This is a genomic window from Anaerotignum lactatifermentans (assembly GCF_016902535.1).
Classification (GTDB): Bacteria; Bacillota; Clostridia; order Lachnospirales; family Anaerotignaceae; genus Anaerotignum; species Anaerotignum lactatifermentans_A.
This window is the reverse complement of the sequence record NZ_JACSNY010000001.1, coordinates 227,630-252,448: the sequence shown is the minus strand read 5'-3', so window position 1 is coordinate 252,448 and position 24,819 is coordinate 227,630. Positions and strand designations below refer to the sequence as shown.

Here is a 24,819-nt window from a genome sequence, read left to right as displayed (position 1 = left end):
TTGTTTTTTTATTTGTATTTTTGCAGACCATGGAGTTTCAGCATCGCCGCAATAAAGGCGATGGTATACAGCAGTATGGACAGTACGGCGGGCAGCCGGTACAGACTGCTTTCGGCAAAGCGGAAAAGGAAATAGGACAGGAGCATCAGCACGCCGCTGATGCCGGCGCAGATACCCACTGCACACAAAAGAGATCCGATTCGATTTGCCATATTGTCATCCGTACAGTATTCCATGGTAAAAGAGCAGTTTTTCGCTTTCGTTTCCTTGCCAAAGCGAAGGCCGAAGTAGGCCAGAACCGCCATCACAATGATATAAAGCAGCATGGGCATCCTCCTTTAGAAGTCCAGCAGTTTCATGATCTTGCGCAGGAAGAACAGACACAGCAGCAGGGCCGCAACTTCCGCGATGGGGAAGGCCAGCCAGATTTTGCCCAGTGTGGCGATCTTAGACAGCAGGAAAGCCACGGGAACCAGTACCACCAGCTGACGGACTACGGAAACGATCAGACTGAATACGCCGTTGCCCAATGCCTGGAACACGGAGGAACAGATGATGTTGAAGCCTGCCAGCACAAAGCTGATGGAAATGAGCCGCAGCGCGGGCACACCGATAGAGAGCATGTTGTCTGACGCGTCAAAGAGCAGCAGCAGCTTGTCCGGGATGATTTGGAAAATCACCAGACCAATGAGCATCATAACGGTGGCGTAGGTTACAGCCAGTTTTATGGTGTGCAGGATACGCTCCCGCTTTCTTGCGCCGTAGTTATAGGCAATAATGGGCACCATACCGTTGTTCATGCCGAAGATGGGCATAAAGATGAAGCTCTGGAGCTTGAAGTATACGCCGAATACGGCAATAGCCGTGGGAGTGAATACACCCAGAATACGGTTCATGAAGAACATCATGACGGAACCGATGGATACCATCAGGATAGAAGGAATAGCCACCTTGTAAATATTGTAAACAATAAATTTGGTAGGAAGCATGTTCCGGAAATCAAATTTGATATCGTGGTTTTTCGTCAGGTTAAAGAATAAAGCCAGACCTGCCGCTACAAACTGGCCGCAGACGGTGGCGATGGCCGCACCGGCAACACCTAATTCCGGCATCCCAAAAAGACCAAAAATCAGGATGGGATCCAGAATGATATTGACGATGGCGCCGCTGGCCTGTGTAATCATGGTATAAAAGGTACGGCCCGTAGCCTGGAGCAGTCGTTCCAGAGCGATTTCCGCATAGATACCCAGAGAAGCCACACAGCAGATACGCAGATAGGTATTGCCGTAATCCACGATCTCGCCGACGTTGGTCTGGCCGGCCAAAAAGGGCTTGGCAATAAATAAACCGATGATGATAAACAGAATCCAGTTCATGAATACCAGAAACATGCTGATATTTGCTGTTTTATTGGCGATCTTAATCCGTTTTGCCCCCAGGCTCTTGGAAAGCAGGGCGTTTACGCCGACACCGGTACCAGTCCCCACGGCGATCATAAAGTTCTGCATGGGGAAAGCCAGGGAAACGGCGGAAAGGGCGTTTTCGCTGATCTGTGCCACGAACATACTGTCAATGATGTTATACAATGCCTGGATCAGCATAGCGATCATCATGGGCAGGGACATGTTCAGAAGCAGTTTGTTGATGGGCATGGTACCCATTTTGTTTTCCTTGGTTGCTGCGGCAGCGCTCATACCATTTTTCCTCCTGTAAAGTAAAATCATTTTGAGACAGATATGGATAGCACTGCCGAAGCAGTGCTATCCAAAAATTATCTATGCAATATGATAAAACCAGATAGGGAAACTTGTCAACCAAAAACAGGAAATCTGCTGACAGAATCTGGCGAAAAACAGAGTGTTTTTTCAGCAGATTACACAGTGGGCACCGTTTTCCACAAAAGCAGGTTGTCCTCTACGTAAGCCTCTATTTTTCCGTTGTCAAAAAGATAGGAAAGATAGGAGCGAATGGTGCTGCCTATCAGAACATACTGGGCGTAGTCCATGGTCAGATCGAAGGAAACAAAGATCTCCTGCAGGATACGCTCGAAATTTTTGGGCTCCTGACAGATTTCCAGCAGTTTGTCCAGAATCTCCATGGATTTGTCCCGGTTGACCTTGACCAGAGCACAGACATCGGTGGTAGGCTCCGCGTGGGCGGGAATACACAGCTTGCCCTGGAACTGCTCCACATAGTCCATGGTATCCAGAAAGGCCTGGAGATCATAGACAAAGGAAACATGATATTTGGAAACGATGTTTTCGCCGAAAATACAGTCGGCCAGGAAATAAACGTCATCCGGTGTTTTGACACCGATCATCTGCCAGAAATGGCCGCCCAGCGGCAGGATTTCCATACCCTCCGGCAGTTTAGCCCCGGCAATATCCTGGGCCTTGGAGGGAGTCGCCATGAGGAATTTGCTCCGCAGCTTTTTAAAAGGATAGCCGCCGTAAAGGAAGGAAGGCTCCAGAATGGGCGCTTCAATGACGGCGTTTTCCATCGGTGTGGAGTATACGGCGCAGCCCAGACGATTTTGCAGCAGGGTATTGCCGCCCACATGATCCGCGTTGGAATGGGTATTGATGATGGCAGTCAGTTTCCAGCCCTGGGCCTCCAGAATTTTCTGTACCTTTCTGCCGGCGTCCTTGTCGTTGCCGCTGTCAATAAGCCAGACATCATCATCGCTGACACGATAGACCCCCATTTTTGAGGGACTGTTGATATAATATGTGTTTGCAGCTACCTGCACCAGTTCATACATAAAAACTCCTCCTTTTTCTTCCAATTTGATTCTATTGTAGCGAATGGAACGGGAAATAACAAGAGGATGTACCTTTTTTCATACAAAAAAATAAGGCACGAAAGCCTGTTTTGAAATCAGACTTTCGTGCCAAAAAGACGATTTTTTTGATTATTTCATGGAGTCTGTGGAACCGATGACGTTTTTAATCTTGTCTTCTACCAGTTCCTGGATCAGGTTTCTTGCATCGCCCAGATAGCCTCTGGGATCGAATGCTTCGGGCTTTTCGCCGAAGGATTTCCGGATGGCCGCAGTCATAGCCAGACGCAGGTCGGTATCCATGTTGATTTTGCAGACAGCCATGGAGGATGCTTTTCTCAGCATTTCCGCGGGAATACCTTTGGCGCCGTCGATCTTGCCGCCGTATTCATTGCACATTGCCACACATCTCTGGTCTACGGAAGAAGCGCCGTGGAGCACGATGGGGAAGTTGTGGAAGCCGGCAGCCTCCAGCTTTTTGGTGATGGTTTCCAGCCGGTCAAAGTCCAGCTTTGCTTCGCCTTTGAATTTATACGCGCCGTGGCTGGTACCGATGGCGATGGCCAGAGAGTCTACGCCGGTGCGCGTTACAAAGTCCACTGCCTGATCGGGGTCAGTATAGGTAGCGTTTGCGGCGTCAACTTTGACATCATCCTCTACGCCGGCCAGCTTGCCCAGTTCCGCTTCGACTACAACGCCGTGTGCGTGGGCGTATTCTACTACTGCTTTGGTAGTGGCTACGTTTTCTTCATAATCCAGATGGGAACCGTCATACATTACAGATGTGAAGCCTACTTCGATACATTCCTTGCAGGTTTCGAAATCCGGGCCGTGATCCAGATGCAGCGCAATGTCCAGACCGGTTTCTTCCACGGCCGCGTCTACCATTGCTTTCAGGTATTTGGGATGCGCGTATTTCAGCGCGCTTTTGGATACCTGCAGGATGACAGCGGAGTTCTGTGCCTTTGCGGCAGCTACAACACCCTGTACGATCTCCATGTTGTTGATATTGAACGCGCCGATGGCATAGCCGCCAACAAACGCCTTTTCAAACATTTCCTTTGTTGTTACTAAACCCATTGTAAACACCTCTTTCTCTTTTTAAAGACAAATATCTTTCTTAAGGAAATTATAATACCTATGGCAGGGCTGTGGCAAGCTATTTTCCGAGGAAAGGGGGAATTCTTTCGACGGGAAATCTGTTTTTGGCGGGATTTGACAGGAGACGTCAGGATGTGTAAACTGGGGAAAAGGAGGAGGACGGTATGAAGGAAGCGGGTATGGTTGCCGGGATTCTGGGGCTGGATGCGGTCACGAAGTATCTGGCGGCAAAAAAACTGCCTTTGGGCGGCAGAAAAGAAATTGTAAAAAACAGGTTCTATCTCAGGCACATAAAAAACGCGGGAATGGCATATAATCTTGGCGAGGAACATCCCAAAGGTGTTCTGGCGGCAACGGGAGCGATGATATCCTATGGTTTCTGGAAGCTGTTTCGCCTGAAACGGGAAAAAGATCCCGCGGCGCTCTGGATGGCGGTGCTGCTGGGCGGCGCATTGGGAAACTTTCTGGAACGGCTGTGCTTTGGCAGAGTAACAGATTTTCTGTATGTAAAAATAAAAAAAGCTCCGATTTTCAATATTGCTGATGTGGCCATTGCTCTGGGCGCGCTGGGGATTCTGGCCGTTTCAGGGGTAAAAAAGGACAAATCATCATAATTTCTGATGAATTTTCCAGAAAAAGTGTATAGATTGCTATTGAAGAATGGAGAAAAACGTAGTATAATATGCTCAGGAAACATCCTGAAATGCTCGATAGCCCATCATAATTGAACCTACATGACTGAAAAGGGATTCCTATACGCATAAGATATGTCAGGCCTCTTCATAATTCCCTTTGGGCGGAGGAAGGCAGATTCTTAAGCTGCGGTTGCCCACCTGGCTTAGGCTAGGTGTCAAGAGATGGGAACGGCATTTCGGGATCTCCGACCGCAAAGACAAAAGGAAAGGCAATGCCTTTCCTTTTTTGCGTTTCCGGAAAAAATCTTTCTATTTTTCTGCCTTCCCGCATAGACTTGTACAAAGTTTGGAAGAGGGAGTGTAGAGAATGCGAAGGATTCTTTTTTTATGTCTGGGGTTATTGCTGCTTTGCGGATGTGCCCAGCAAACGGTAGACAGAGCTGTCCAGGGCAGGATTGGCGATGAACGTGCCGTCAGCCGGGCGGAAGCGGCAAAAATGATTTCTCTGGCCTTTTATGGGCCGGAGGAGTTGGCGGAATTGGAACAAACGGCGGAATTTCCCGATGTTTCCAAAGATGGAGACCAATATGCTTATATCAATGGCGCCGTGTCCATGGGATTTTTTTCCGGGGATGAGGATGGGAATTTCTATCCGGAAAAGGAACTGACCCTGACCCAGGCCCAGTTTCTGGTGGACAGGCTGGCGCCGGAGTTTGACAGCCAGATTATCCTAACAGAGGAAAATAAAAATCTGCCCGTTTCTTACAGTCTGTGGGTACAGCTGTGGGAAACGGCGCTGGAACACCGCAGGGGAGAGGAGGACCTTTCTTCCTACGGCATAGAGGAGCAGGAAAGCCTGCTCCTGAAAACGCAAGAGGAAAGCGGCTGGTTTGACAAAGGAAACTATTGGGCCGCGGGGATAGAGTTGATGCCCTATCTGGGAGAAACGCTGCGGTTCTGGCAAAAGGACGGAGAAATCGTGGCACTGCTGGAGGTGACAGAGGAAAACGGAACGGCGGAAAATGTATATTGTCATGCAACTGGCGGAAGGCTTCAGCTGGAAACAGGAAATGGAACGGTCAGCCTGCCTTACAGCGGTGAAACAGTGGATGGCATCTGTGATGTAGTCTGGCAAGAGGGGGCCCTTTCGGAAGTGATACCGGCCCAGACCATTGGATTGTGTACCGTCAAGCGGGTCAATGGACAGGAGATCTATCTGGGAGAACAAGGGCTGTTTTCCTGGGCGGAAGGATATCGCGTCTATGACGGCAGAACGGAAGAGGCGGAAGAAAAGACCGTTTCCGCCCTGATCTGCGGCATGGCGGAGGCGGAATATTTCATGAAGGATGGGAAAATCTGCGGTGCTGTACTGCGGGAGAGGGAGAATGTGGAGAACATCCGGGTGCTGGTAGGGGGCACGGATGGGCAGAAGGTGACTCTTTCGGCAGAGGGGGGATTTACCCTTTCCAGCAGTCAGACAGAAAAGGAATTTATGGATGCGGCGGCACTTTCCCAGGAAATGCCATGGTTCGATCACGGCATCGTAACGGCCAAAGGCAAAAATGGCGGCCCTATGAAAGTGGTGTTTTCCGACGGCACTGTCCGCAGTTACTACGGTACGCTGGAACTGGAGCGGCGGCAGGAGAAGCTCATCGTTATCAATGAACTGTCCATGGAAACGTATCTGAAAGGTGTGGTACCCCATGAGATGCCGGTTTCCTTTGGAGAGACGGCGCTGGAGGCCCAGGCCATTACTGCCAGAAGCTATGCCTATAACCGGATTTTTTCCAATGAGCTGTGCGGCTACGGTGCTCATGTGGACGATACTGTCAGCAGTCAGGTTTATCTGGGTGCGGAGGGAAACAGCCTTTCCGACGAAGCCGTTGACACCACAAGGGGGCTTTGCCTGACGTCAGGAAACGCTGTGGTTACTACGTATTTTTATTCTACTTCCTGCGGTTATGGCGCTTCCGCGGCAGAGGTATGGCAGTCAGAAGGAGAGGAAAAGACTTACCTTATTGGCGGCGTACATGGAGTGACGGGAACAAAGCCGGAAACAGAGGAGGAATGGCTGGAATTCTGGCAGGATTGGGATGCAGAAGGCTATGACAAGGACTCGCCCTGGTTTCGCTGGAAGGTCTACTTTGGAGTACGGCAGTTATCGGAGATTACAGCGGCCAAGCTGGCCCAGACGGCGAAAACCAGCCCAGGAAAAGTGGAAATCCGGCAGGAGGATGATTCCTGGAAACAGGGGACGCCGGAAAAGACGGGACTGCTAAAGAATATTTCCGTGGAGGAGCGGGGAGAGAGCGGTGTTGTCAAATCTCTTTTGCTGGAATATGAAAATGGGACCGTACGGGTGAAGGGAGAATATGCCATTCGTCAGGTGCTGTCTCCTATGAGGATGACCATTGGCGATCCTGTCTATCTGCAAAAATATGATGGGACTTCCACAACAGATGCCACTATGCTGCCCAGCGGATTTTTTGCCGTCAAAGCGATGACGAACGAGGAAGGTCGGATGACTGGGGCCGCTTTTTACGGCGGAGGAAGCGGCCATGGCGTCGGCATGAGCCAGTATGGGGCAAAGTCGCTGGCGGAGCAGGGGAAAACCGCCGCCGAGATTCTGGAATTTTACTATCCGGGCACGCAGGTACAGCAGGTGTACCAGTAATGCCCGCAGAAAAATCATGATGAAAAAAATCGCTGGAATCCTGTGTGCAAGGGATTTCAGCGATTTTTGATTTCTGATGAAAGTGTCAGACCTTCATGTTATTTTTTTACACAGCCGCCTGCGGGCTCTCCGTCAGGATGCTTTTCTTTGTATTCCTCTGCCAGATCCGCCAGAGAAATATTGTCAACGACATCATCCAGCGCTTCCTTCATTTTCTTCCATACGGAAAGGGAAACACAGGTATCGGAATTGGGGCACATGGGGTTGTCCACGCAGTCCACGGGAGACAGGGAGCCTTCCAAAAGACGGAGCACCTCTCCAATGGTAATTTCCATGGGGTTTCTGGTGAGGATATAGCCGCCCTGAGCGCCCCGGTAGCTTTTGACCAGACCGGATTTTGTCAGAGGGTTGATGATCTGTTCCAGATATTTTTCAGAGATGTCCTGTTCTCTGGCAATGGACTTTAAGGCCAGTGTGCCTTTTTCATAATGGAGCGCCAGACTTAACATCAGGCGGATGCCGTAACGGCCTTTTGTAGAGATTTTCATAGACTACTCCTTGTTCGTTTGGAATTTATTCTTCCCAGCCTTTGCAGACGTCTACCCATGCGGTGCATTTTCCATAGAGGTACAGCTCGTCACAGGTCAGCTCCACAGCGGAGTTGCTGCTGCCGGCGGCGGGAAATACAGTGTCGAAACGCTTCATGGAAACATCGGCGTATGCCTTTGTGCCTTCCGGCAGGGCAAAAGGACAGACCCCGCCAATGGCATGGCCTGTTGCTTCCAGAGTTTCCTCGGGAGAGAGCATTTTGGCTTTCAGGCCAAAGGTGTCTTTAAATTTCCGGTTGTCGATCTTCGCGTCCCCTGCAACGGCGATGACGATAGGGCCTTCCTTGGACATCAGGCAAAGTGTTTTTGTAATGCGCGCGGGAATCACGCCTGCTGCCTGCGCCGCCAGTTCAACCGTAGCGCTGGAGGTGGAAAATTCGATCACGTCTTTGGGACAATTCATTTCTTTCAGATATGCTCTTACTTTTTCGATAGACATTTTTGCTACATCTCCTCATTCGACAGTATTTTCATTATAAGAAATAGCATAGCAGAAACCTAGTATTTATGCAAGGGAAAAAGTATAAAAAGATGGAAAGAAAAGGAAACGGCCAAAGAAAGAAAAAAAGTGTTGACAGAGTACGGACACATGTTTATAATGTACAGAAAACAGTACAGAAGCAGGAGAGGTTTTTGCCATGAGACATTCTTTCTTTGACGCAAAACTTCATATGGGTATGATGATGAGCATGGGCATGATGATGTCTATGCTTTTTGTGATGTTCATATTGCGGGGACCATGGTTCTGAGACTGAAAACAAACTGGTAAAAAATGAAACGGCTCGGAAGCGGGGCCGTTTTTTTATTTCCCGGGAAAGGGAAAAACGGCACTCTTCCGGCTTACAAAAAGAAAGGGAGTGCTGTACATGCCTATTATCATCAAGGAAGAATTGCCTGCGTATCAGGTGCTCAACAAGGAAAATGTATTTCTGGTAACACCAGAACGGGCGGTCCATCAGGATATCCGGCCTTTAAAGATTGCCATTTTGAATCTGATGCCCAATAAGATCGAAACAGAGGTCCAGCTGATGCGTCTGTTAAGCAATACGCCTTTGCAGGTAGAGATCGAACTGCTGCAGATGAAGACACATAATTCCAAGAATACCTCTGCCGAGTATCTGGATTCTTTTTATAAAACATTTGATGATGTGAAGGAGGAGAAATTTGACGGCCTGATTATTACCGGCGCACCCATTGAGAATTACGATTTTCAGGAAGTGGATTTCTGGCCGGAGCTGTGTGAGATTCTGGAATGGGAGAAAAGCCATGTATTCAGTGTCCTTCATATTTGCTGGGGAGCGCAGGCGGCGTTAAATTATTTCTATGATATTCCAAAGTATTCTCTGTCGGCGAAAAAATTCGGCATTTATCCCCACAGGGTAGAGAAAAAAGACCATATTTTGATGCGGGGATTTGATGATGTGTTCTATTGCCCTCATTCCCGCCATACAGAGGTACGCTCCAGAGATATCCAGAAGGTGGAGGATCTGGAGATTCTGGCGGAATCCAAAGGGGCGGGGCCCCACATTATTGCCGATAAATCCGGCCGTCGGATCTTTATTACAGGTCATTTTGAATATGACGCCGATTCTCTGGCTAAGGAATTCTACCGGGATCTGGACCGGGGGCTGCCCATCCAGCTGCCCTATGGCTATTTCCCTGATGATGACCCGAAACAGGCGCCGACCATGCGCTGGAAGGCCCATGCCAATCAGTTTTATTCCAACTGGCTGAATTATTATGTATATCAGGAAACACCCTACAATATTAACGACATCAAGGAATGAAAGGCAGGAGAGGAACATGAAGGATTTACACATCGAAACAAAATGCATCCAGGCGGGCTATATGCCTAAAAACGGGGAGAGCCGTCTCATCCCCATTGTCCAGAGCACTACATTCAAATATGATACCAGCGAGGAAATGGGCAAGCTCTTCGATCTGGAGGCGTCCGGATATTTCTATACGAGACTGCAAAATCCCACCAGTGACTATGTGGCGGCAAAGATCTGCGAACTGGAGGGCGGTACAGCGGCGATGCTGACTTCCTCCGGCCAGGCGGCGTCTTTTTATTCTATATTCAATCTCTGCCAGGCAGGGGATCATGTGGTAGCCTCCGCCACCATTTACGGCGGTACCTATAATCTGTTTGCCGTAACCATGAAGAAAATGGGCATTTCCTTTACCTTTGTTCATCCTGACTGCAGTGACGAGGAACTGGAGGCAGCTTTCCAGCCTAATACGAAAGCGGTCTTTGGCGAGACCATTGCCAACCCCGCGCTGGTGGTACTGGATATCGAGCGTTTTGCCAAAGCGGCCCATGCCCATGGGGTACCTCTGATCGTAGATAATACTTTCGCCACCCCTGTCAACTGCCGGCCTTTTGAATGGGGCGCCGATATTGTTATCCATTCCACCACAAAATATATGGACGGCCATGACGCTACCGTAGGCGGCTGTATCGTGGATTCCGGAAATTTCGACTGGATGGCCCACAAGGAAAAATTCCCCGGCCTGACCACACCGGATGATTCCTATCACGGCATCACCTATGCAGAGAAATTTGGGCAGGGCGGCGCTTATATCACAAAGGCCACAGCCCAGCTCATGCGTGACCTTGGCTCTACGCCCGCGCCCATGAACGCTTTTTTGCTGAATCTGGGTCTGGAAACATTGGCCCTGCGGGTAGAGCGCCACTGCCAGAACGCCCAGAAGGTGGCGGAATACCTGAACGCTCATGAAAAGATCGCCTGGGTAAACTATGCCGGTCTGGAAGGAAACAAATATTATGAGCGGGCGAAGAAATATATGCCCAATGGCACCTGCGGCGTCATCTCCTTTGGCATCAAAGGCGGCAGAACGGCGGCGGAAAAATTTATGTCCAGGCTGGAGAGAGCCATCATTGCTACCCATGTGGCGGACGCAAGGACCTGTATTCTGCATCCCGCTTCCTCTACCCATCGTCAGATGACGGACGAGGAACTGGTGGCGGCAGGTGTTGGTCCCGATCTGGTACGTCTTTCCGTGGGCATTGAAAATGCGGAGGATATTATCGCTGACGTGGCACAGGCGCTGGCTTCTGTATAATGTGGAAAAAAACATTGTTTTCTCGCTGGTCCTATGGTATACTCAAAACCGATAGAAACTATCGGTATTGTTTGTGCAAAGTCTTTACCATCTGACCATGCGAGAGACAGAGCAATAATGATACACTGAAAATGAAGCTATGATACATTCCCCGTGTGTATAGCTTCATTTTTTTGCTCTGTGAAGTGGCGGATAGATTGTTGACTTGATTTTATGAAGGTGATATACTTTTTTGAGACTGCGCGTAGAAAAGGATGCGCAATCGGAATTGAGGGATTTAGATGATTCGGAATATCTTAGAATACGCCGAGGAGACGGCCCGCCGTTTCCCCGAGAAAACAGCTTTTGCCACGGATAAGGAAAGCATGACCTTTTCCCAGCTGGTGCAGAAGGCCAGACAGATCGGCACGGCCTTGACGGCGTTGGAAAAACACAACGCGCCCATTGCCGTCATGACGGAAAAAACGCCTGCTATGGTGGCGGCCTTTCTGGGCTGTGTATACAGCGGGAATTTTTATACGCCCATTGATACCACCATGCCGAAGGAGCGGATACAGTCTATTTTCACGACACTGCGGCCGGTGGCTTTGCTCATAGATGAAAAAAGCCGGAAACTGGCGGAAAATCTGGGATATGAGGGACAGACCTTCTCCTTGGAAGAGATCCCCCAGAATGTGGCGGAGGACAAGCTGGCAAAGATTCGCAGAAGGGCCATTGACACAGATCCGCTGTATGCCCTCTTTACTTCCGGCTCCACCGGTGTTCCCAAGGGGGTTGTGATTCCCCATCAGGCTGTTGTGAACCTGATCGAGTGGTATACGGAGACCTTTGACATCACAGAGCAGGAGATTATCGGAAATCAGGCGCCTTTTTACTTCGATTCTTCCGTAAAGGATATTTACGCTGTATTAAAAACAGGCGCTACTATGGAGATTATCCCGAAACAGCTTTTTTCCTTCCCGGTGAAGCTGCTGCCATATCTGGAGGAAAAAAAGATCAACTATATCGACTGGGTGCCCTCGGCACTGTGCATCATTGCCAATACCGATGCGCTGGAAAAGGTACGGCCCTCCGGCCTGAAAAAGATCATGTTTGTGGGCGAGGCTATGCCCACAAAGCAGTTTAATTACTGGCGGCGTCATTATCCGGAGGCACTGTTTGCCAATATCTACGGCCCTACGGAAACGACAGTGGATTGTACCTATTATATTGTAGACAGAGAATTTTCCGATGAGGAGCCCCTGCCCATCGGATACCCCTGCCGGAATACGGATATCTTCATATTAAAAGACGGCCGTCTGGCGGAGGAAGGAGAAAGCGGGGAATTATGCGTTAGAGGACGCTGTCTGGCACCGGGATATTACAATAACCCGGAAAAAACGGTGGAAGCCTTCCAGCAGAACCCTCTGAACCCCTATTATCCGGAAATGATTTATAAAACAGGGGATATTGCGAAGTATAATGAATATGGTGAGATCGTCTTTCTGGCCAGAAAGGATCACCAGATCAAGCATATGGGGCATCGTATTGAATTAGGTGAAATCGAGACGGCGGTGCGTTCCATCGACCTGGTGGAGGAAGGCGTCTGCCTGTATGATGAAAGCAGCCAGAAAATACTGCTGTTTTACTGCGGAAAAGAGGCGACACAGGCCTATATCCTGAAAAAACTGCGGGATAAGGTGCCGAAATATATGTTCCCTAATGTGATGATCCAGATGGAGGAACTGCCGCATACGCTTAACGGAAAGATCGACCGGCTGCGGCTGAAGGAGTATTATGATAACGAGTATCAAAGATAAAAAAACAATGGAGTCCATTGTCCGGGCCTGGCACAGCAAACGGACCCAGACCAATTTTCTGCTGCCGGAGGAGGTCTATCTGAAGGCGGCGGCGGAAAAACGGTGCTCCGTAGACCGATTTGAAGGTGGGTGCTACCTGTTTTTTCAGCAGGAGCGCCATATAGATTTTTATTTTTTTCTGGAAAAAGGAACGGCGCCGGTGGAGATTCCGGCTCTGCCCCTGCCTTTGGTGATGGAGCAGGTCTGTCTGGAGAAAAAAGGCCAGGAGCCGAAGGCTTCTCTTTGGGAGAAGGTAGGCTTTCGGCCCTATCTGGAGCGAAAGCGGCTGGTGATGCCTATTGTGGAAGGCGTTTCCGGAAGCAGGACCATCGTTTACGCCGAAGCGGCCCATGCCCGTCAGATTCTGGAAATGATGGAAGAAAGCTTTGAGCCGTATACCTCCGCACTGCCGGATGAAAAGACTCTGCTGGAATCTATTGCCCGCAGAGAAGTGCTGGCGGAGATCCGGGACGGCAGACTGGTGGGATTCCTCCGGTTTGGATGGGAGAAAAAGAACTGCGTTTTGTGGCAGATCGCCGTTCTGGAATCGGAAAAAGGCAAGGGCATCGGCAAGAAGCTGGTGCGGGACTGGGTATGGCTGGTAAGCCCGGAGGCGCTTCGATGTCAGCTCTGGGTACGCACAGACAATCCGGCGGCTATGAGAATGTATGAAAAAACGGGGTTTTTGCCCGATGGCAGAATCGCCCCGGTAATGATAAAAGAGAAAGGATAATGTGAAATGGAAAGCTTATTAAAAATTTTGGCAGAGATCAGACCTGATGTAGACTTCGAGGGCAACCAGGAACTGGTAGACAGCGGCGAGCTGGATTCCTTCGATATTGTGACCCTGGTAGGGGAACTGTGCGAGGAATATGATATCGAAATCGGCGCCGACGACATCGTTCCGGAGAACTTCAACTCCGTAGAAGCCATCATGGCGCTGGTAACAAGACTGCAGGAAGACTAAGGACAGGGAGAACAGGCTATGGCATTTACATCCATGGAGTTTGTGATGTTTCTGATCCTAGCTGTCGCCGCATATTATGTGACACCGAAGCGTTGCCGTTGGGTAACGCTTTTGGTTGTTAATTATGTCTTTTATTATTTCGCGGGGGTAAAGTATTTTGCCTACCTGCTGGCGACCACAGTGACCACGTACATCGCGACCAGAAAACTGGGAAAAATGGCGGAGGAAAACAAAGCCGCCTATAATGCCGTGAAAGCGGGACTGGATAAGGAAGGAAAAAAGAGCTGGAAAGCGGCTTTTACCAAAAAAAAGCGCAGAGTGCTGATTCCAACGCTGGTATTTAACTTTGGGATATTGGCGGTGCTGAAATATTCTGGCTTTGTCAGCGAGAACCTGAATGCGCTGTTCGTGCGGCTGTCGGCGCCGGTGGAACTGCCGGTGTTCCATTTTCTGCTGCCTTTGGGCATTTCCTTCTATACCTTCCAGACCATGGGGTATCTCATTGATGTATACCGGGAGAAAACACCGCCGGAAAAAAATATCGGGAAACTGGCGTTGTTTATTTCTTTTTTCCCCCAGATCGTGCAGGGGCCTATCGGGCGGTTCCAGACCTTATCGAAACAGCTCTTTGAGGGGAATTCCTTTTCTTATGAACGGACGAAATTCGGTGTACAGCTGATGATGTGGGGTGCTTTTAAGAAGTTGGTCATTGCGGACCGTGCGTCGGTAATGGTAGACAATATTTTTGGATTCCCCGATACTTTTGGGGGGACTTATGTGGCGGTTGCGGCGCTGATTTACTGCATCCAGCTGTATGGGGACTTTTCCGGCGGCATTGACATTGCCACCGGCGCGGCCCAGCTTTTTGGCGTGGATCTGGACAAGAACTTCGAGCGGCCCTATCTGGCGACCAGCATTCCCGATTTCTGGCGGAGATGGCACATCACGCTAGGGGCATGGTTCCGGGATTATGTGTTCTATCCGCTGTCGTTGTCCAAATTCTTTATGAAGGTGGGCAAAAAGGGCAGACAGGTGCTGGGCAATTATGTGGGCAAGCTCCTGCCGGTGCTGATTCCACAGTTTATTGTGTTTTTCCTCATCGGTATCTGGCATGGGGCGGAATGGAAATATATCGCCTTTGGTTTTTATAACGGTACCCTCATCGTACTGGGGATATTGTTTGAACAGCCTTTGCAGGACCTGGCGAAAAAGCTGGGGATTCGGACGGAATGCTTCAGCTGGCATTTGTTTCGTATCCTGCGGACGCTGGTACTGGTAGCGTTGGGCAAGATCATTACCCGTGCCGCTGGGTTCAGTATTTCTGTTGCCATGATAAAGTCTATGATCCTCAACTGGGATACGGATATTTTATGGAACGGCGGCCTTTTGCAGCTGGGGCTGGATGGGCCGGATATGTGGGTATTATTCCTTTCCTGTCTGGTACTGCTGGCAGTCAGCATTATGCAGGAAAAGGGCATCCATGTTCGGGAGACGCTGGCCAAGCAGAATCTGTATTTCCGCTGGGTCGTTTACCTGGGCGGCATTTTTACACTGATTATTTTTGGCGTATACGGTTTGAACTATAACGCTGCGGACTTTATTTACAGGGGGTTCTGAGATATGGGGAAAAAAATAAATATCATTGCCAGATGCTCTGCCTTCTGTCTGGTCTTTGCGCTGGTCTTTACGCAGATGACCCAGATGTATATCCGCAGAGACGACGAAACAAACGAGATCCACGCTTTTTACGGCGAGGAAGAAAATACGGTAGACGTGCTGTGCGTAGGCAGCAGTCCCCTGCTGCGGGGTGTATCGCCTATGCTCATGTACCGGGATCATGGCTTTACGGGCTATGTGCGGGCCTCGGCTTTGCAGGCGCCTTCGGTGACTTACGGCCTGCTGGAGGAATCTCTGAATTATCAAAGCCCGCAGGTAGTCATTTTGGGCTGCGATAATCTGTTCCAGAATTATGACTACGCTGAACGGGAGGGGGATCTGCGCCGGGCGCTGGATGGCATGAAGCTGTCCGGTTATAAATGGCGGATCATCCGGGAGGTGACAGAGGCCGATGAACGGCAGACAGAGCTTTCCTATATTTTCCCTTTGCTGCGGTATCATGAAAGATGGAAGGAAGTCAATCTGGCAGAGGTGGAAACAGAGCCGCTGATGCAGCATTCCTTCAAAAAAGGCCATGTTTACCTGCGGCAGGCGGAACCGCAGGCGTATCCGGAAAACTTCATGGAGCCTACGGGAGAAACAGTGGCTTTTGATGAAAGCGCGCTGGAATATACAAAAAAGAGTATTGCGCTTTGCAAGGAAAGGGACATTGAGGTGGTTATTCTCCATCTGCCGAAGATGAGCTGGACCTATGAAATGAGCCAGGCATTGGAGGAATTTGCCCAGGAGCAGGGCGTGGCCTATGTGGATCTGGACCGGGAGGAAATACGAAATGAAATCGGTCTGGACCCAGAGACAGAATACTACGATCAGGGCCATGTGAACCTGGCGGGATCTGTGAAAGTCACAGCCTGGCTGGGGGAATATCTGAAGGAGCATTATGATTTGCCGGACCACCGGGGGGATGAGAATTATGCCCAGTGGGACGCGGATCTGGCACAGTATCTGGAGGTTTCCGGCGTTTCCTGAAAAACAGCATCAAAAGAATCAGGTCAGGACAGCAGTATGTCCTGGCCTTTTTGTATGCGGAAAAATGTCTGTTTTCTATGGCGAAAATCTCCTGAGAATGGGCAGTTTTTAAGATGTTGGGTCAAAAAATATGAAATAATCCACAAAAGAAAATGGTAAAAAGAGGCAGATATTAAGAAAATTGTAAATAAACCATGGTTGTTTTGTAATAACTCTATGCTATAATAGGAAAAAATTAAAAAAGGATTAGAACAAAATGAAAAAAAGATAAGCAGCTTTTTTTCTGTGCCGAAAGCTGAGAAGCGTTCCGGCACTCATTTTTTCGTCCTTTTATTTTCTGGGCAGGGAGTGTGAAGCGTGGGAAAAAGTGTAATTATCATCAAAGACGTGACGAAAGTCTACCAGATGGGGAAGGAGTCCATCCGGGCAGTCAACGGCATCAGTCTTCGGATTCGTCAGGGGGAAGTCTGCTGTCTTTTGGGAAAATCCGGCTCGGGAAAATCTACATTATTAAATTTGATTGCGGGGCTGGAAAAACCCACCAGCGGCCAGATCATATTCAATAAAAAACATATCGAGCGGATGAATGAGGATCAGCTGGCCAGCTTCCGGCAGAAATACGTTGGTTTTGTATTTCAGTCCTATAACCTGCTGCCAACATTGACAGCGTTGGAAAATGTGACGCTGCCCCTGATTTTTAAAGGGGTGCCCGTCAAGGAGCGCAACGAGCGTGCCATGGAAATGCTGAAGGCTGTGGGGCTGGAGGAGCGGGCCCATCATAAGCCCAGCGAGATGAGCGGCGGCCAGCAGCAGAGAGTCAGTATTGCCCGGGCCTTTATCAATCAGCCCCAGGTGGTGTTTGCCGACGAGCCCACGGGAAATCTGGATACGAAGACCACTTATGAAATGATGGATTTGATTACAGGGCTGGCGAAGGAATACCACCAAACGTTGGTGATTGTAACCCATGATTTGGAATTGTCGGAGTATGCCGACCGGATTGTAATGCTGATGGACGGCAAGATTGAGAAAATAGAGGAAAGAATACCTTCAGAAGGAGGCATGGTGAAAAATGAGGAAAAGACCACTGTATAAAATATTTGCGATATTGCTGGCACTGACGGTGCTTATGGGGATACCTGCGCCGTCTTTTGCGGCGGATTTGGATGGAAGGCCCAGTGTTTTTGTATCGGGAGACGGTGTATATGAGATTGACGCAGCGAAAGAAACACGGCTTACGATACAGGTAAAAAATAAAGGCGGAGCATTGGCAGAATCCATTGTGATGCGTGCCAAAAGTGATGAGGCCATTCCACCGTTTAAGATCAATTTCTCGGCGGGGGAAAATGTGGGAAGCCTTGGTGCGAATGGCGTAAAGTCTTTGAATATGTATGTAGAAATCACAGGTACAGTGGAAAAAGCCAGCTATCCGATAACAATCTCCTACACCTATCAGGATGCAGCAGGCGGTTCTTACAGCGGTTCCGATACCATTTACCTCCGTATGAAGGGTTTCAACACAGAGCCGGATTATACCTTTGACCAGATGAAGCTGGCGCCGGAAAGCATGTCCCCTGGAACGGCGGCCACCCTCAGTGGTATTGTGAAGAATACAGGCAGTCAGGATATGTATATGACAGAAGTGTCTTTGAGCAATCTGTCTACGGAAGGCATTACCATCAGCGGTGGTTTTAATACGGTACAGGTGGGCAAGCTGACAGTGGGCCAGACAGCCAGCTTTTCCTTCCAGCTGGCATCCAGCGCGGATATGGTGGCGGGGAACTATCCTGTGACCATCCAGCTGAAATATCAGGATGCCTATGGCAAGGAATTTACCAAGGAACAGCAGTATTATGTGAATGTGGGTGGTGTTGGCGGCAAAACCTCCCAGCTGGAGATCCGCAATATGAAGGAGCCCCATGGTGTCTATGGCGTTAACCAGAATTTCCCGGTGCAGTTTGAACTGTATAACGCCGGACAGGTAGCGGCAAAGGATATTGTCATTACGGCGGAGGCGCTGGACCCTACGGCGGTTGTGCCCAAATCCAGCAGTGTAAAGACATTGTCTTCTCTGGCGCCGGGCGCTTCTATGCCTCTGAGCTTCACCTTCGCGGGTACCAATCAGGCTACCAGCCAGAATTATGCCATCCAATTTTTAGTGGAATATACCTCCGGCGGTACAAAGGTACATAGCTTCAAACAGTATGCGGGCGCTAACATCAGCAACCCGGAAAAAGATAAAGAGGGCGAGGAAGAAAATCCCAGCAAGCCCAAGATCATTGTCAGCAATTATGTCTGCGACCCTCTGATCGTTATGGCGGGACAGGAGTTTGACCTGAATCTTACGCTGACCAATACCCATGCGGCCAAGGGCGTAAAAAATATCAAAATGTTCCTGACACTGGCGGAAGAAACCTCTTCCGAAACAGAAAAATCCGGCAATATCTTTACGCCGGTCAACAGCAGCAATACCTTCTATTTTGACGCCATTTCTCCGAAAGGTACTGTGGAAAAGGATCTGCGGCTGTATGTAGTACCCAATGCCCAGCCCAAAACATATACGCTGACCGTCAACTTTGAGTATGAGGATGCGGAGGGCAAGGAATATACGGCCAAAGAACTTCTGGGCATCAATGTGGAGCAGGAGACAGAACTGAGCATTGATGAGTTCGTGCTTCCGGATACTGTGGATCAGTATACCCCACTTACGGTTTCTTTCAGTTATTACAATACGGGCAAAGTTGCCCTCAGCAATCTGATGTTTAAGGTGGAAGGCGATGTGGACTGTTCCCAGAGAAGCACCTATATCGGCAATCTGGATTCTGGTTCCAGCGACTATTATGAAGTGAGCTTTACACCCACAACCATTGGGGAAGTGCCTGTGGATATTGTAGCCGTTTACGAAGATCCCAGCGGTGAAACACAGGAGATCCGCCGTTCCTTCATTTTGAATGTTGTGGAACCGGTCATGGTGGACGAAACAGAAGGGGAACAGCCACAAACCGCGCTCAATATCAAAAATGTGGGCATTGCCATTGCCGTGCTGGTGGTACTGGCGGCGGCGCTGTTCTTCTTCATTAAAAAGCAGAAGGAAGACCCTGATGCCTTCGCGGAAAGTATGGCAAATGACGAGGACCTGGACGAAGAACTGGAAGAAGATGAGGATGAGGACGAAGAAGGGATGCCCTTATGAGTACGAGAGATCTGATCCTGATGGCAGTGCGTAATCTTTGGAAAAGAAAGCTGCGTACTTTTCTGACGGTGTTGGGCGTTGTTATTGGCACAACTTCTATCGTTGTTATGGTTTCCATTGGTATCGGCATGAATGAGAGTTTCCAGAAACAGGTGGAAGAATGGGGCAGTTTGCAGGTCATTGATGTTTACAGCAGCAGCGGCTATTATTACAGTGATGACAGCAGTCAAAAAGGCCCTAAAAAGGAAGTTCTGCTGGATGCGGCGGCAGTGGAGCAGTTTCGGCAGATGGAATATGTGGAGGCGGTCTCTCCCGTGATCCGGGAAAGCATGATGATCGTCTGTGGGAAATATGTCAATTCCGCCAGCTTTGTTGGTATCGACCCGGCGGCCATGGAGGCACTGGGCTACAAAGTAGAGGAAGGCAGGACACTGACGGCGGAGGATAAGGAAGGCATCGTTGTGGGCCGGGCGGTCCTCAATCAGATGTATAACCCCAAACTCAACTGGCAGATGCAGATGGAGGCGGGAACGCCGGAAATTGATGTTTTCAACGACAAGGTTATGCTGACGTATGACTGGAGCTATGGCAGCCGCTATGCCGACAAATCCATCAAGCCTATCAAGACCCAGGTGCTGGGGATTATGCCAGACGGCGGCAATAACAGCTATTCTGTGGTAATGCCCATCAAGCAGATGGAAAAAATACAGAAGGATAAACAGGCCTGGGAGAAAAAGCAGGGGTATTCCAATTCTTCCAGCCAGCAGAAAAAGAAGGAATACCAGCAGGTTTCCGTAAAGGTCAATGATCTGAATAAGGTGCAGGAGGTACAGCAGCAGATCAAGGACATGGGATTCCAGGCCTCCAGTCTGACAGACCAGCTGGAAGCTATGAAAGAGACCACCAAAATGCTGCGTATGGTGCTGGGAGCCATTGGGGCGGTATCCCTGATCGTGGCGGCCATCGGCATCACCAACACCATGGTTATGGCCATTTATGAACGAACCAGAGAGATCGGTATTATGAAGGTCATCGGCGCGTCTTTGCGGGACATCAAACTGCTGTTTTTGACAGAGGCGGCTTTTATCGGATTTGCCGGCGGCGTAGTGGGGATTCTGACCAGTTTTCTCATGTCGCTGGTGGTTAACGCCGTGGCTACGGGACAGGGGAGCGATATGAAATCCTCCATCCCCATCTGGCTGTATCTGGCGGCGGTGGCCTTTGCGACGGTCATCGGTGTGCTGTCCGGGTACCTTCCGGCGAAACGCGCCATGAAGCTGAGCGCGCTGACAGCCATCAAAACAGAATAAGAATATGCTATGGGGAGCCTTTCCGGGAGAAAGGCTCCTTTTTCCATGCCGGAAAGCAGATACAGAAAAAGAGTGCAGAAAAAAGAAAGGTATGGTATAATTTAGAAAATACGGCACAAAAAGGGGGCTTGACCGCTATGGTACTGACCCGTAAAATCTTGACAGACAGACAGACAGACAGACAGACAGACAGACAGACAGACAGACAGACAGACAGACAGACAGAATAAGTCTGTTCTTTTGTGCTGCTTAAAATTTAATATCCCTGTATTCAAAGGCGCGCTGCGTCTGCGGTTTTCCCGTGGGCGTGACGGGCCTTTTTTGCGTATGTCAAAGGCTCTGAACAGCGGATGACAGGAAATCCATTGATCTGGACAAGTACGTTCCTACCCGGGACGGTTACGAATTCGTGGGTTGGTACGCCGACGAGGCTCTGACAAAGCCCATTGACGAGATCACCCTGACAGGAGGCGCTACCATCTACGCCAAGTGGGAAAAGATAGAGGAAGAACTCGAAGAAGAGGAAGAACTTGAGGAAGAGGAAGAAATCATCGAGGAAGAGCAGGAGGAAAGTCTGTCCTTCTCCGACGTGCGGAGGGGAGACTGGTTCTATGACGCGGTATATTACGCAGTCGGCCACGACCTCATGAGCGGCATGGGCGGCGGTATTTTCTCTCCCAATACGCCTTTGCAGAGGGAAATGTTCGCCGTGATCCTCTGGAACCTGGAAGGCAATCCGGCGCCGGAGGATGTGGCGAAGTTTTTGGATGTGACCAGCGATAAATATTATGCCGAAGCCATTGCCTGGGCAAACGAAAACGGCATTGTGGCGGGCTTTGGCGATACCTTTGGTGTGGGCCTGCCTATCACCAGAGAGCAGTTCGCCGTGATGCTCCATAACTATGCACAGTACAAGGACTATGATGTTTCCGTGGGCGAGGATACCAATATCCTGTCCTATCCTGACGCTCTGGAGATCAGCGAGTACGCCTTCCCCGCCATGCAGTGGGCCTGCGGCGCGGGCATTATGGGCGGCAATGACGACGGCACCCTGAACCCTCAGGGCCGGGCCACCAGAGCCGAGGCGGCGACGATGCTCATGAATTTTTGTGAGAATATAGCAAAATAAAGCATACGAAAAGGATCGGAGAAATATCTCCGGTCCTTTTTTCCTGATTTTGGCGGAGGAGAATGGCGGAAAAGCGGGATATGATAACAGCAGGACAAAAAAAGGAGGAAAAAGGGATGGTTCTGTTCCAGTTGGCTTCCGCGCCGGTGCTGGCGGGAATTTTTTATCTGTATATCCGGGACAGGTACGAAAAGGAACCGTGGCGGATGGTGGCGGCGGGCACTGTCTATGGCTGGATCTCCGCTTTTTTGACTTATGGCGCGGGGACGTTGCTGGAAGGACTGCTGCCCCACGAGGAAACGCCTTTTTATACGGCTTTTTTCAGTGCGGCATTGATAGAGGAAGGTGTCAAGTTTTTACTGATGCTGGGCCTGATCCTTCCTAACCGCCAGTTTAATGAGCCGTTCGACGGCATTGTTTATGCCGTTTTTTTGTCACTGGGCTTTGCCTGGGTGGAAAATCTGGTGTATGTGGTCCATCCGGTTATGGGCGGCTATGGCACGGCCCTTTCCAGAGCGGTGCTGTCTGTGCCGGGGCATGGTCTGTTTGGGGTGCAGATGGGGTATTATCTGGGACGGCGGAAGTTTGGCGGTGGCAGATGGCAGAGATGGGCCGCTTTTATGGTGCCCTTTGCGCTGCATGGCGCATACGACTATTTCCTGCTCCGGCCGGAAAGATTCTGGGATATTCCTTTCTGGGGACTGGAGGTTTTCCTTTGGATACTGGGCCTTCGGCGGATGCGGGAATTGCTGGAAAGGTCCCCTTTTCGTCCCACAGGATAAAATTTGCCCCGATCCTGGGGAAAATTTCCGCTTTGTCTTGAAAAGGAGGGCAAAAAGCGGTATACTGATACAAAAAGCAGATAAAATAATATAGCGGAGGGAATGCGGTGATCGAAGCAGTAAGCTGCGGCGGCGTTGTGATACACAGGTGGAAGATCCTCCTGCTGTATAAGAACCAGAACGGCAGGTATATGGGCTGGGTACTGCCCAAGGGTACTGTGGAAGAAAACGAATCCTATCGGCAGACGGCACTGCGGGAGGTCAAGGAGGAATCCGGGGCCACCGGGGAGATCATCAAATATGTAGGAAAGACCCAGTATACCTTTAAGGGCGGCGAGGATACCGTCAATAAAACGGTGCATTGGTATTTGATGAGCACAAATTCCTTTTACTGCAAGCCCCAGAGCGAGGAGTACTTTGCCGACGCGGGATTTTATAAGTTCCATGAGGCCTATCATCTGCTGAAGTTTAACGACGAACGCCAGATTTTGAAAAAAGCATATTACGAATATAGTGAAATGCGTAAGAACAAGGAATTTTTGAAAAAGAAATTTATGCAAAAATAAAAGCGCAAAGGAGAGAGGAATTATGAAAAAATATTTTGAAGTAAGACCCAGCTTTGGCGATCTGAAGGAGAAGATCGTAGTATTGCAGGATAAAGACGAAAAGAAGACCCTGTTCATCGCGCTGGCAGTGGCTGCGGCTGTACTGGCTGTGGTTGCTCTGGGCGTGGTTTATCTGCTCAAGACCAAAATGGACGATGAGTATGATGAGGACTGGGACTATGACTGGGATGATCTGGATGACGAATGCTGTGATGATGAATGCTGCTGCACAGACAAAGACGTGGATGATTCCGTAAAGGTAGAACAGGTTTAATTAAGAAGCAAAAAGACAGCAGGTCTTTGCGCGGCTGATATGAGAAGAGAAGGGTTTTGCCGTTGGGTTTCTTATGTCAGCCGTTTTTTCAATAAAGGCGGGACAAAAAATGCAGATTGGGACGAAATGTGACCTATGAGGTGATAAAATGGAAGACAAACTGCATCTGGCAAGAAAGATCGTGCCGGATCTGACCGACGAACTTATCAAAAGATACCGCATTTTGAAAACGGTCAAGCTGTTGGAGCCCTGCGGACGCAGGCTGGTGGTGGTCTCTCTGGGCATGACGGAGAGAACGGTACGCAGTGAGATCGAAAAACTGAACGCCCAGGGGCTGGTAAAAGTCTCTAAAACGGGTATGGCCGTAACGGAAGACGGCATGGAGGTGCTGGATGGTCTCCATCATCTGTTTTCCGCTCTGACGGGTTTGACGGAGCTGGAGGAACAGGTCCGGGAGATTCTGGGCGTCAAAAGGGTCTATCTGGCCCAGGGAGATGTGGACGAAAGCGAGCGTACCCGCAAGGAAATGGCCCAGATCGGCGCCAGAGTGCTGCTGGATATGACAAGGAAGAGCAGTCATATTGCCATTACCGGTGGTTCTACCATGGCGGAACTGGTAGAGGCTGTGCCTATGATGTCCATGCCCAAGGCGGAAATGATTCTGCCGGCAAGAGGCAGTATCGGCAGAAAACTGGAGGTGCAGGCGGATACTTTGGCGGCCAAGCTGGCGGAAAAGCTGGAAGCCGATTATCGTATGCTGCATCTGCCGGATAATCTGAGCAGCAACGTACTGGAAGAAATGAGGGAAGAGCCGGAGGTGGCGGAGACCATAGAGGAAATGAAACGGGCCACCATCCTTCTGCTGGGGGTAGGCAACGCCATGGATATGGCCCAAAGACGCAGGCTGGACAAGAAGATCTGCGCGCTGCTGGAAGAAAAGAAGGCGGCGGCGGAGGCCTGCGGCTATTATTTCAACCATGATGGGGATGTGGTCTATGAGACCAACTCCATTGGGATAGATTTTCAGGATGTACATCGCATGGAGGCGGTTCTGGTATCGGCAGGCGGCAGCAAAAAGGCCGAAAGCCTGCTGGCTTTGAGCAAATCCATGAGCAACGCCGTATTTGTTATGGACGAGGGCGCCGCCAGAGGTATGCTTCGTCTGGCGGGGAAATAATTTTTCCTGCGGCG

23 protein-coding genes and 1 other RNA gene are annotated in these 24,819 nt (G+C 49.9%); 18 read left to right on the top strand and 6 right to left on the bottom strand.

Annotated elements, in window-relative coordinates; all coding sequences use genetic code 11:
* Positions 1 to 8 precede the first annotated feature (8 nt).
* The 4 genes from H9X84_RS01225 to fba all read right to left on the bottom strand — a co-directional run bounded on the left by H9X84_RS01225 (position 9) and on the right by fba (position 3,859).
* The gene (locus H9X84_RS01225; RefSeq protein WP_205132496.1) at positions 9 to 326 is read right to left on the bottom strand and encodes a hypothetical protein; all 318 of its coding nucleotides are present in this window, start codon (positions 324 to 326) and stop codon (positions 9 to 11) included.
* Between the two features lie 12 nt (positions 327 to 338).
* Positions 339 to 1,694 (bottom strand): MATE family efflux transporter, encoded by a 1,356-nt coding sequence (locus tag H9X84_RS01220; protein WP_205132495.1) that lies wholly within the window; start codon positions 1,692 to 1,694, stop codon positions 339 to 341.
* A gap of 179 nt (positions 1,695 to 1,873) precedes the next feature.
* Positions 1,874 to 2,761 carry an MBL fold metallo-hydrolase gene (locus tag H9X84_RS01215; protein ID WP_205132494.1) on the bottom strand — a complete coding sequence of 296 codons (888 nt, stop codon included), beginning with the start codon at positions 2,759 to 2,761 and terminating at the stop codon, positions 1,874 to 1,876.
* Positions 2,762 to 2,911: 150 nt separating this feature from the next.
* Positions 2,912 to 3,859: a class II fructose-1,6-bisphosphate aldolase gene (fba, locus tag H9X84_RS01210; RefSeq protein WP_205132493.1), complete on the bottom strand. Its 948-nt coding sequence runs from the start codon at positions 3,857 to 3,859 to the stop codon at positions 2,912 to 2,914.
* 185 nt (positions 3,860 to 4,044) lie between these two features.
* On the opposite strand from fba, the gene lspA reads away from it, so the two are divergent.
* From lspA to H9X84_RS01195, 3 genes are all read left to right on the top strand, one after another.
* Complete coding sequence (gene lspA / locus H9X84_RS01205) at positions 4,045 to 4,494, top strand: signal peptidase II (protein ID WP_205132492.1); 450 nt, start codon at positions 4,045 to 4,047, stop codon at positions 4,492 to 4,494.
* Positions 4,495 to 4,572: 78 nt separating this feature from the next.
* A non-coding RNA gene (gene ssrS / locus H9X84_RS01200) (6S RNA) lies at positions 4,573 to 4,762 on the top strand.
* A 120-nt stretch (positions 4,763 to 4,882) separates the two neighbouring features.
* Positions 4,883 to 7,189, top strand: a complete 2,307-nt coding sequence (locus H9X84_RS01195) for a SpoIID/LytB domain-containing protein (RefSeq protein ID WP_205132491.1) — start codon at positions 4,883 to 4,885, stop codon at positions 7,187 to 7,189.
* A 98-nt stretch (positions 7,190 to 7,287) separates the two neighbouring features.
* On the opposite strand, the gene H9X84_RS01190 is transcribed toward H9X84_RS01195, so the two are convergent.
* Together H9X84_RS01190 and H9X84_RS01185 are read right to left on the bottom strand one after the other, a co-directional pair.
* Positions 7,288 to 7,737: an RrF2 family transcriptional regulator gene (locus tag H9X84_RS01190; protein WP_205132490.1), complete on the bottom strand. Its 450-nt coding sequence runs from the start codon at positions 7,735 to 7,737 to the stop codon at positions 7,288 to 7,290.
* Between the two features lie 25 nt (positions 7,738 to 7,762).
* Positions 7,763 to 8,236 (bottom strand): YbaK/EbsC family protein, encoded by a 474-nt coding sequence (locus H9X84_RS01185; RefSeq protein WP_205132489.1) that lies wholly within the window; start codon positions 8,234 to 8,236, stop codon positions 7,763 to 7,765.
* 427 nt (positions 8,237 to 8,663) lie between these two features.
* Between H9X84_RS01185 and metA the strand changes: the two genes are divergently transcribed.
* From metA to H9X84_RS01110, 15 genes are all read left to right on the top strand, one after another.
* A complete protein-coding gene (gene metA, locus H9X84_RS01180) occupies positions 8,664 to 9,584 on the top strand; it encodes a homoserine O-acetyltransferase MetA (protein WP_205132488.1) in 921 nt (306 codons plus the stop codon).
* A gap of 16 nt (positions 9,585 to 9,600) precedes the next feature.
* Positions 9,601 to 10,884, top strand: a complete 1,284-nt coding sequence (locus H9X84_RS01175) for an O-acetylhomoserine aminocarboxypropyltransferase/cysteine synthase family protein (protein ID WP_205132487.1) — start codon at positions 9,601 to 9,603, stop codon at positions 10,882 to 10,884.
* A 281-nt stretch (positions 10,885 to 11,165) separates the two neighbouring features.
* Complete coding sequence (locus tag H9X84_RS01170) at positions 11,166 to 12,683, top strand: amino acid adenylation domain-containing protein (RefSeq protein WP_205132486.1); 1,518 nt, start codon at positions 11,166 to 11,168, stop codon at positions 12,681 to 12,683.
* Positions 12,661 to 13,455: a GNAT family N-acetyltransferase gene (locus tag H9X84_RS01165; RefSeq protein ID WP_205132485.1), complete on the top strand. Its 795-nt coding sequence runs from the start codon at positions 12,661 to 12,663 to the stop codon at positions 13,453 to 13,455. The genes H9X84_RS01170 and H9X84_RS01165 overlap by 23 nt, the downstream gene beginning before the upstream one ends.
* A 6-nt stretch (positions 13,456 to 13,461) precedes the next feature.
* Positions 13,462 to 13,689 carry an acyl carrier protein gene (locus H9X84_RS01160; RefSeq protein WP_205132484.1) on the top strand — a complete coding sequence of 76 codons (228 nt, stop codon included), beginning with the start codon at positions 13,462 to 13,464 and terminating at the stop codon, positions 13,687 to 13,689.
* An 18-nt stretch (positions 13,690 to 13,707) separates the two neighbouring features.
* Positions 13,708 to 15,306, top strand: a complete 1,599-nt coding sequence (locus tag H9X84_RS01155) for an MBOAT family O-acyltransferase (protein WP_205132483.1) — start codon at positions 13,708 to 13,710, stop codon at positions 15,304 to 15,306.
* Between the two features lie 3 nt (positions 15,307 to 15,309).
* The gene (locus H9X84_RS01150; protein ID WP_205132482.1) at positions 15,310 to 16,335 is read left to right on the top strand and encodes a hypothetical protein; all 1,026 of its coding nucleotides are present in this window, start codon (positions 15,310 to 15,312) and stop codon (positions 16,333 to 16,335) included.
* A gap of 405 nt (positions 16,336 to 16,740) precedes the next feature.
* Complete coding sequence (locus H9X84_RS01145) at positions 16,741 to 17,430, top strand: ABC transporter ATP-binding protein (protein ID WP_205132545.1); 690 nt, start codon at positions 16,741 to 16,743, stop codon at positions 17,428 to 17,430.
* On the top strand, positions 17,408 to 19,528 hold the full coding sequence (locus H9X84_RS01140) for a COG1361 S-layer family protein (RefSeq protein WP_205132481.1): 2,121 nt from the start codon (positions 17,408 to 17,410) through the stop codon (positions 19,526 to 19,528). The genes H9X84_RS01145 and H9X84_RS01140 overlap by 23 nt, the downstream gene beginning before the upstream one ends.
* Positions 19,525 to 20,838, top strand: a complete 1,314-nt coding sequence (locus H9X84_RS01135) for an ABC transporter permease (RefSeq protein ID WP_205132480.1) — start codon at positions 19,525 to 19,527, stop codon at positions 20,836 to 20,838. Before H9X84_RS01140 ends, H9X84_RS01135 begins: the two co-directional genes overlap by 4 nt.
* 364 nt (positions 20,839 to 21,202) lie before the next feature.
* Positions 21,203 to 21,967, top strand: a complete 765-nt coding sequence (locus H9X84_RS01130) for an S-layer homology domain-containing protein (RefSeq protein WP_330612220.1) — start codon at positions 21,203 to 21,205, stop codon at positions 21,965 to 21,967.
* Positions 21,968 to 22,083: 116 nt separating this feature from the next.
* Positions 22,084 to 22,749, top strand: coding sequence for a PrsW family glutamic-type intramembrane protease (locus H9X84_RS01125; RefSeq protein ID WP_205132478.1), 666 nt, complete (start codon positions 22,084 to 22,086; stop codon positions 22,747 to 22,749).
* Positions 22,750 to 22,856: 107 nt separating this feature from the next.
* Entirely contained in the window at positions 22,857 to 23,315 is a 459-nt protein-coding gene (locus H9X84_RS01120) for an NUDIX hydrolase (RefSeq protein WP_205132477.1), read from the top strand.
* Between the two features lie 22 nt (positions 23,316 to 23,337).
* Positions 23,338 to 23,628, top strand: coding sequence for a hypothetical protein (locus H9X84_RS01115; RefSeq protein ID WP_205132476.1), 291 nt, complete (start codon positions 23,338 to 23,340; stop codon positions 23,626 to 23,628).
* 148 nt (positions 23,629 to 23,776) lie between these two features.
* A complete protein-coding gene (locus H9X84_RS01110) occupies positions 23,777 to 24,805 on the top strand; it encodes a sugar-binding transcriptional regulator (RefSeq protein WP_205132475.1) in 1,029 nt (342 codons plus the stop codon).
* Positions 24,806 to 24,819 lie beyond the last annotated feature (14 nt).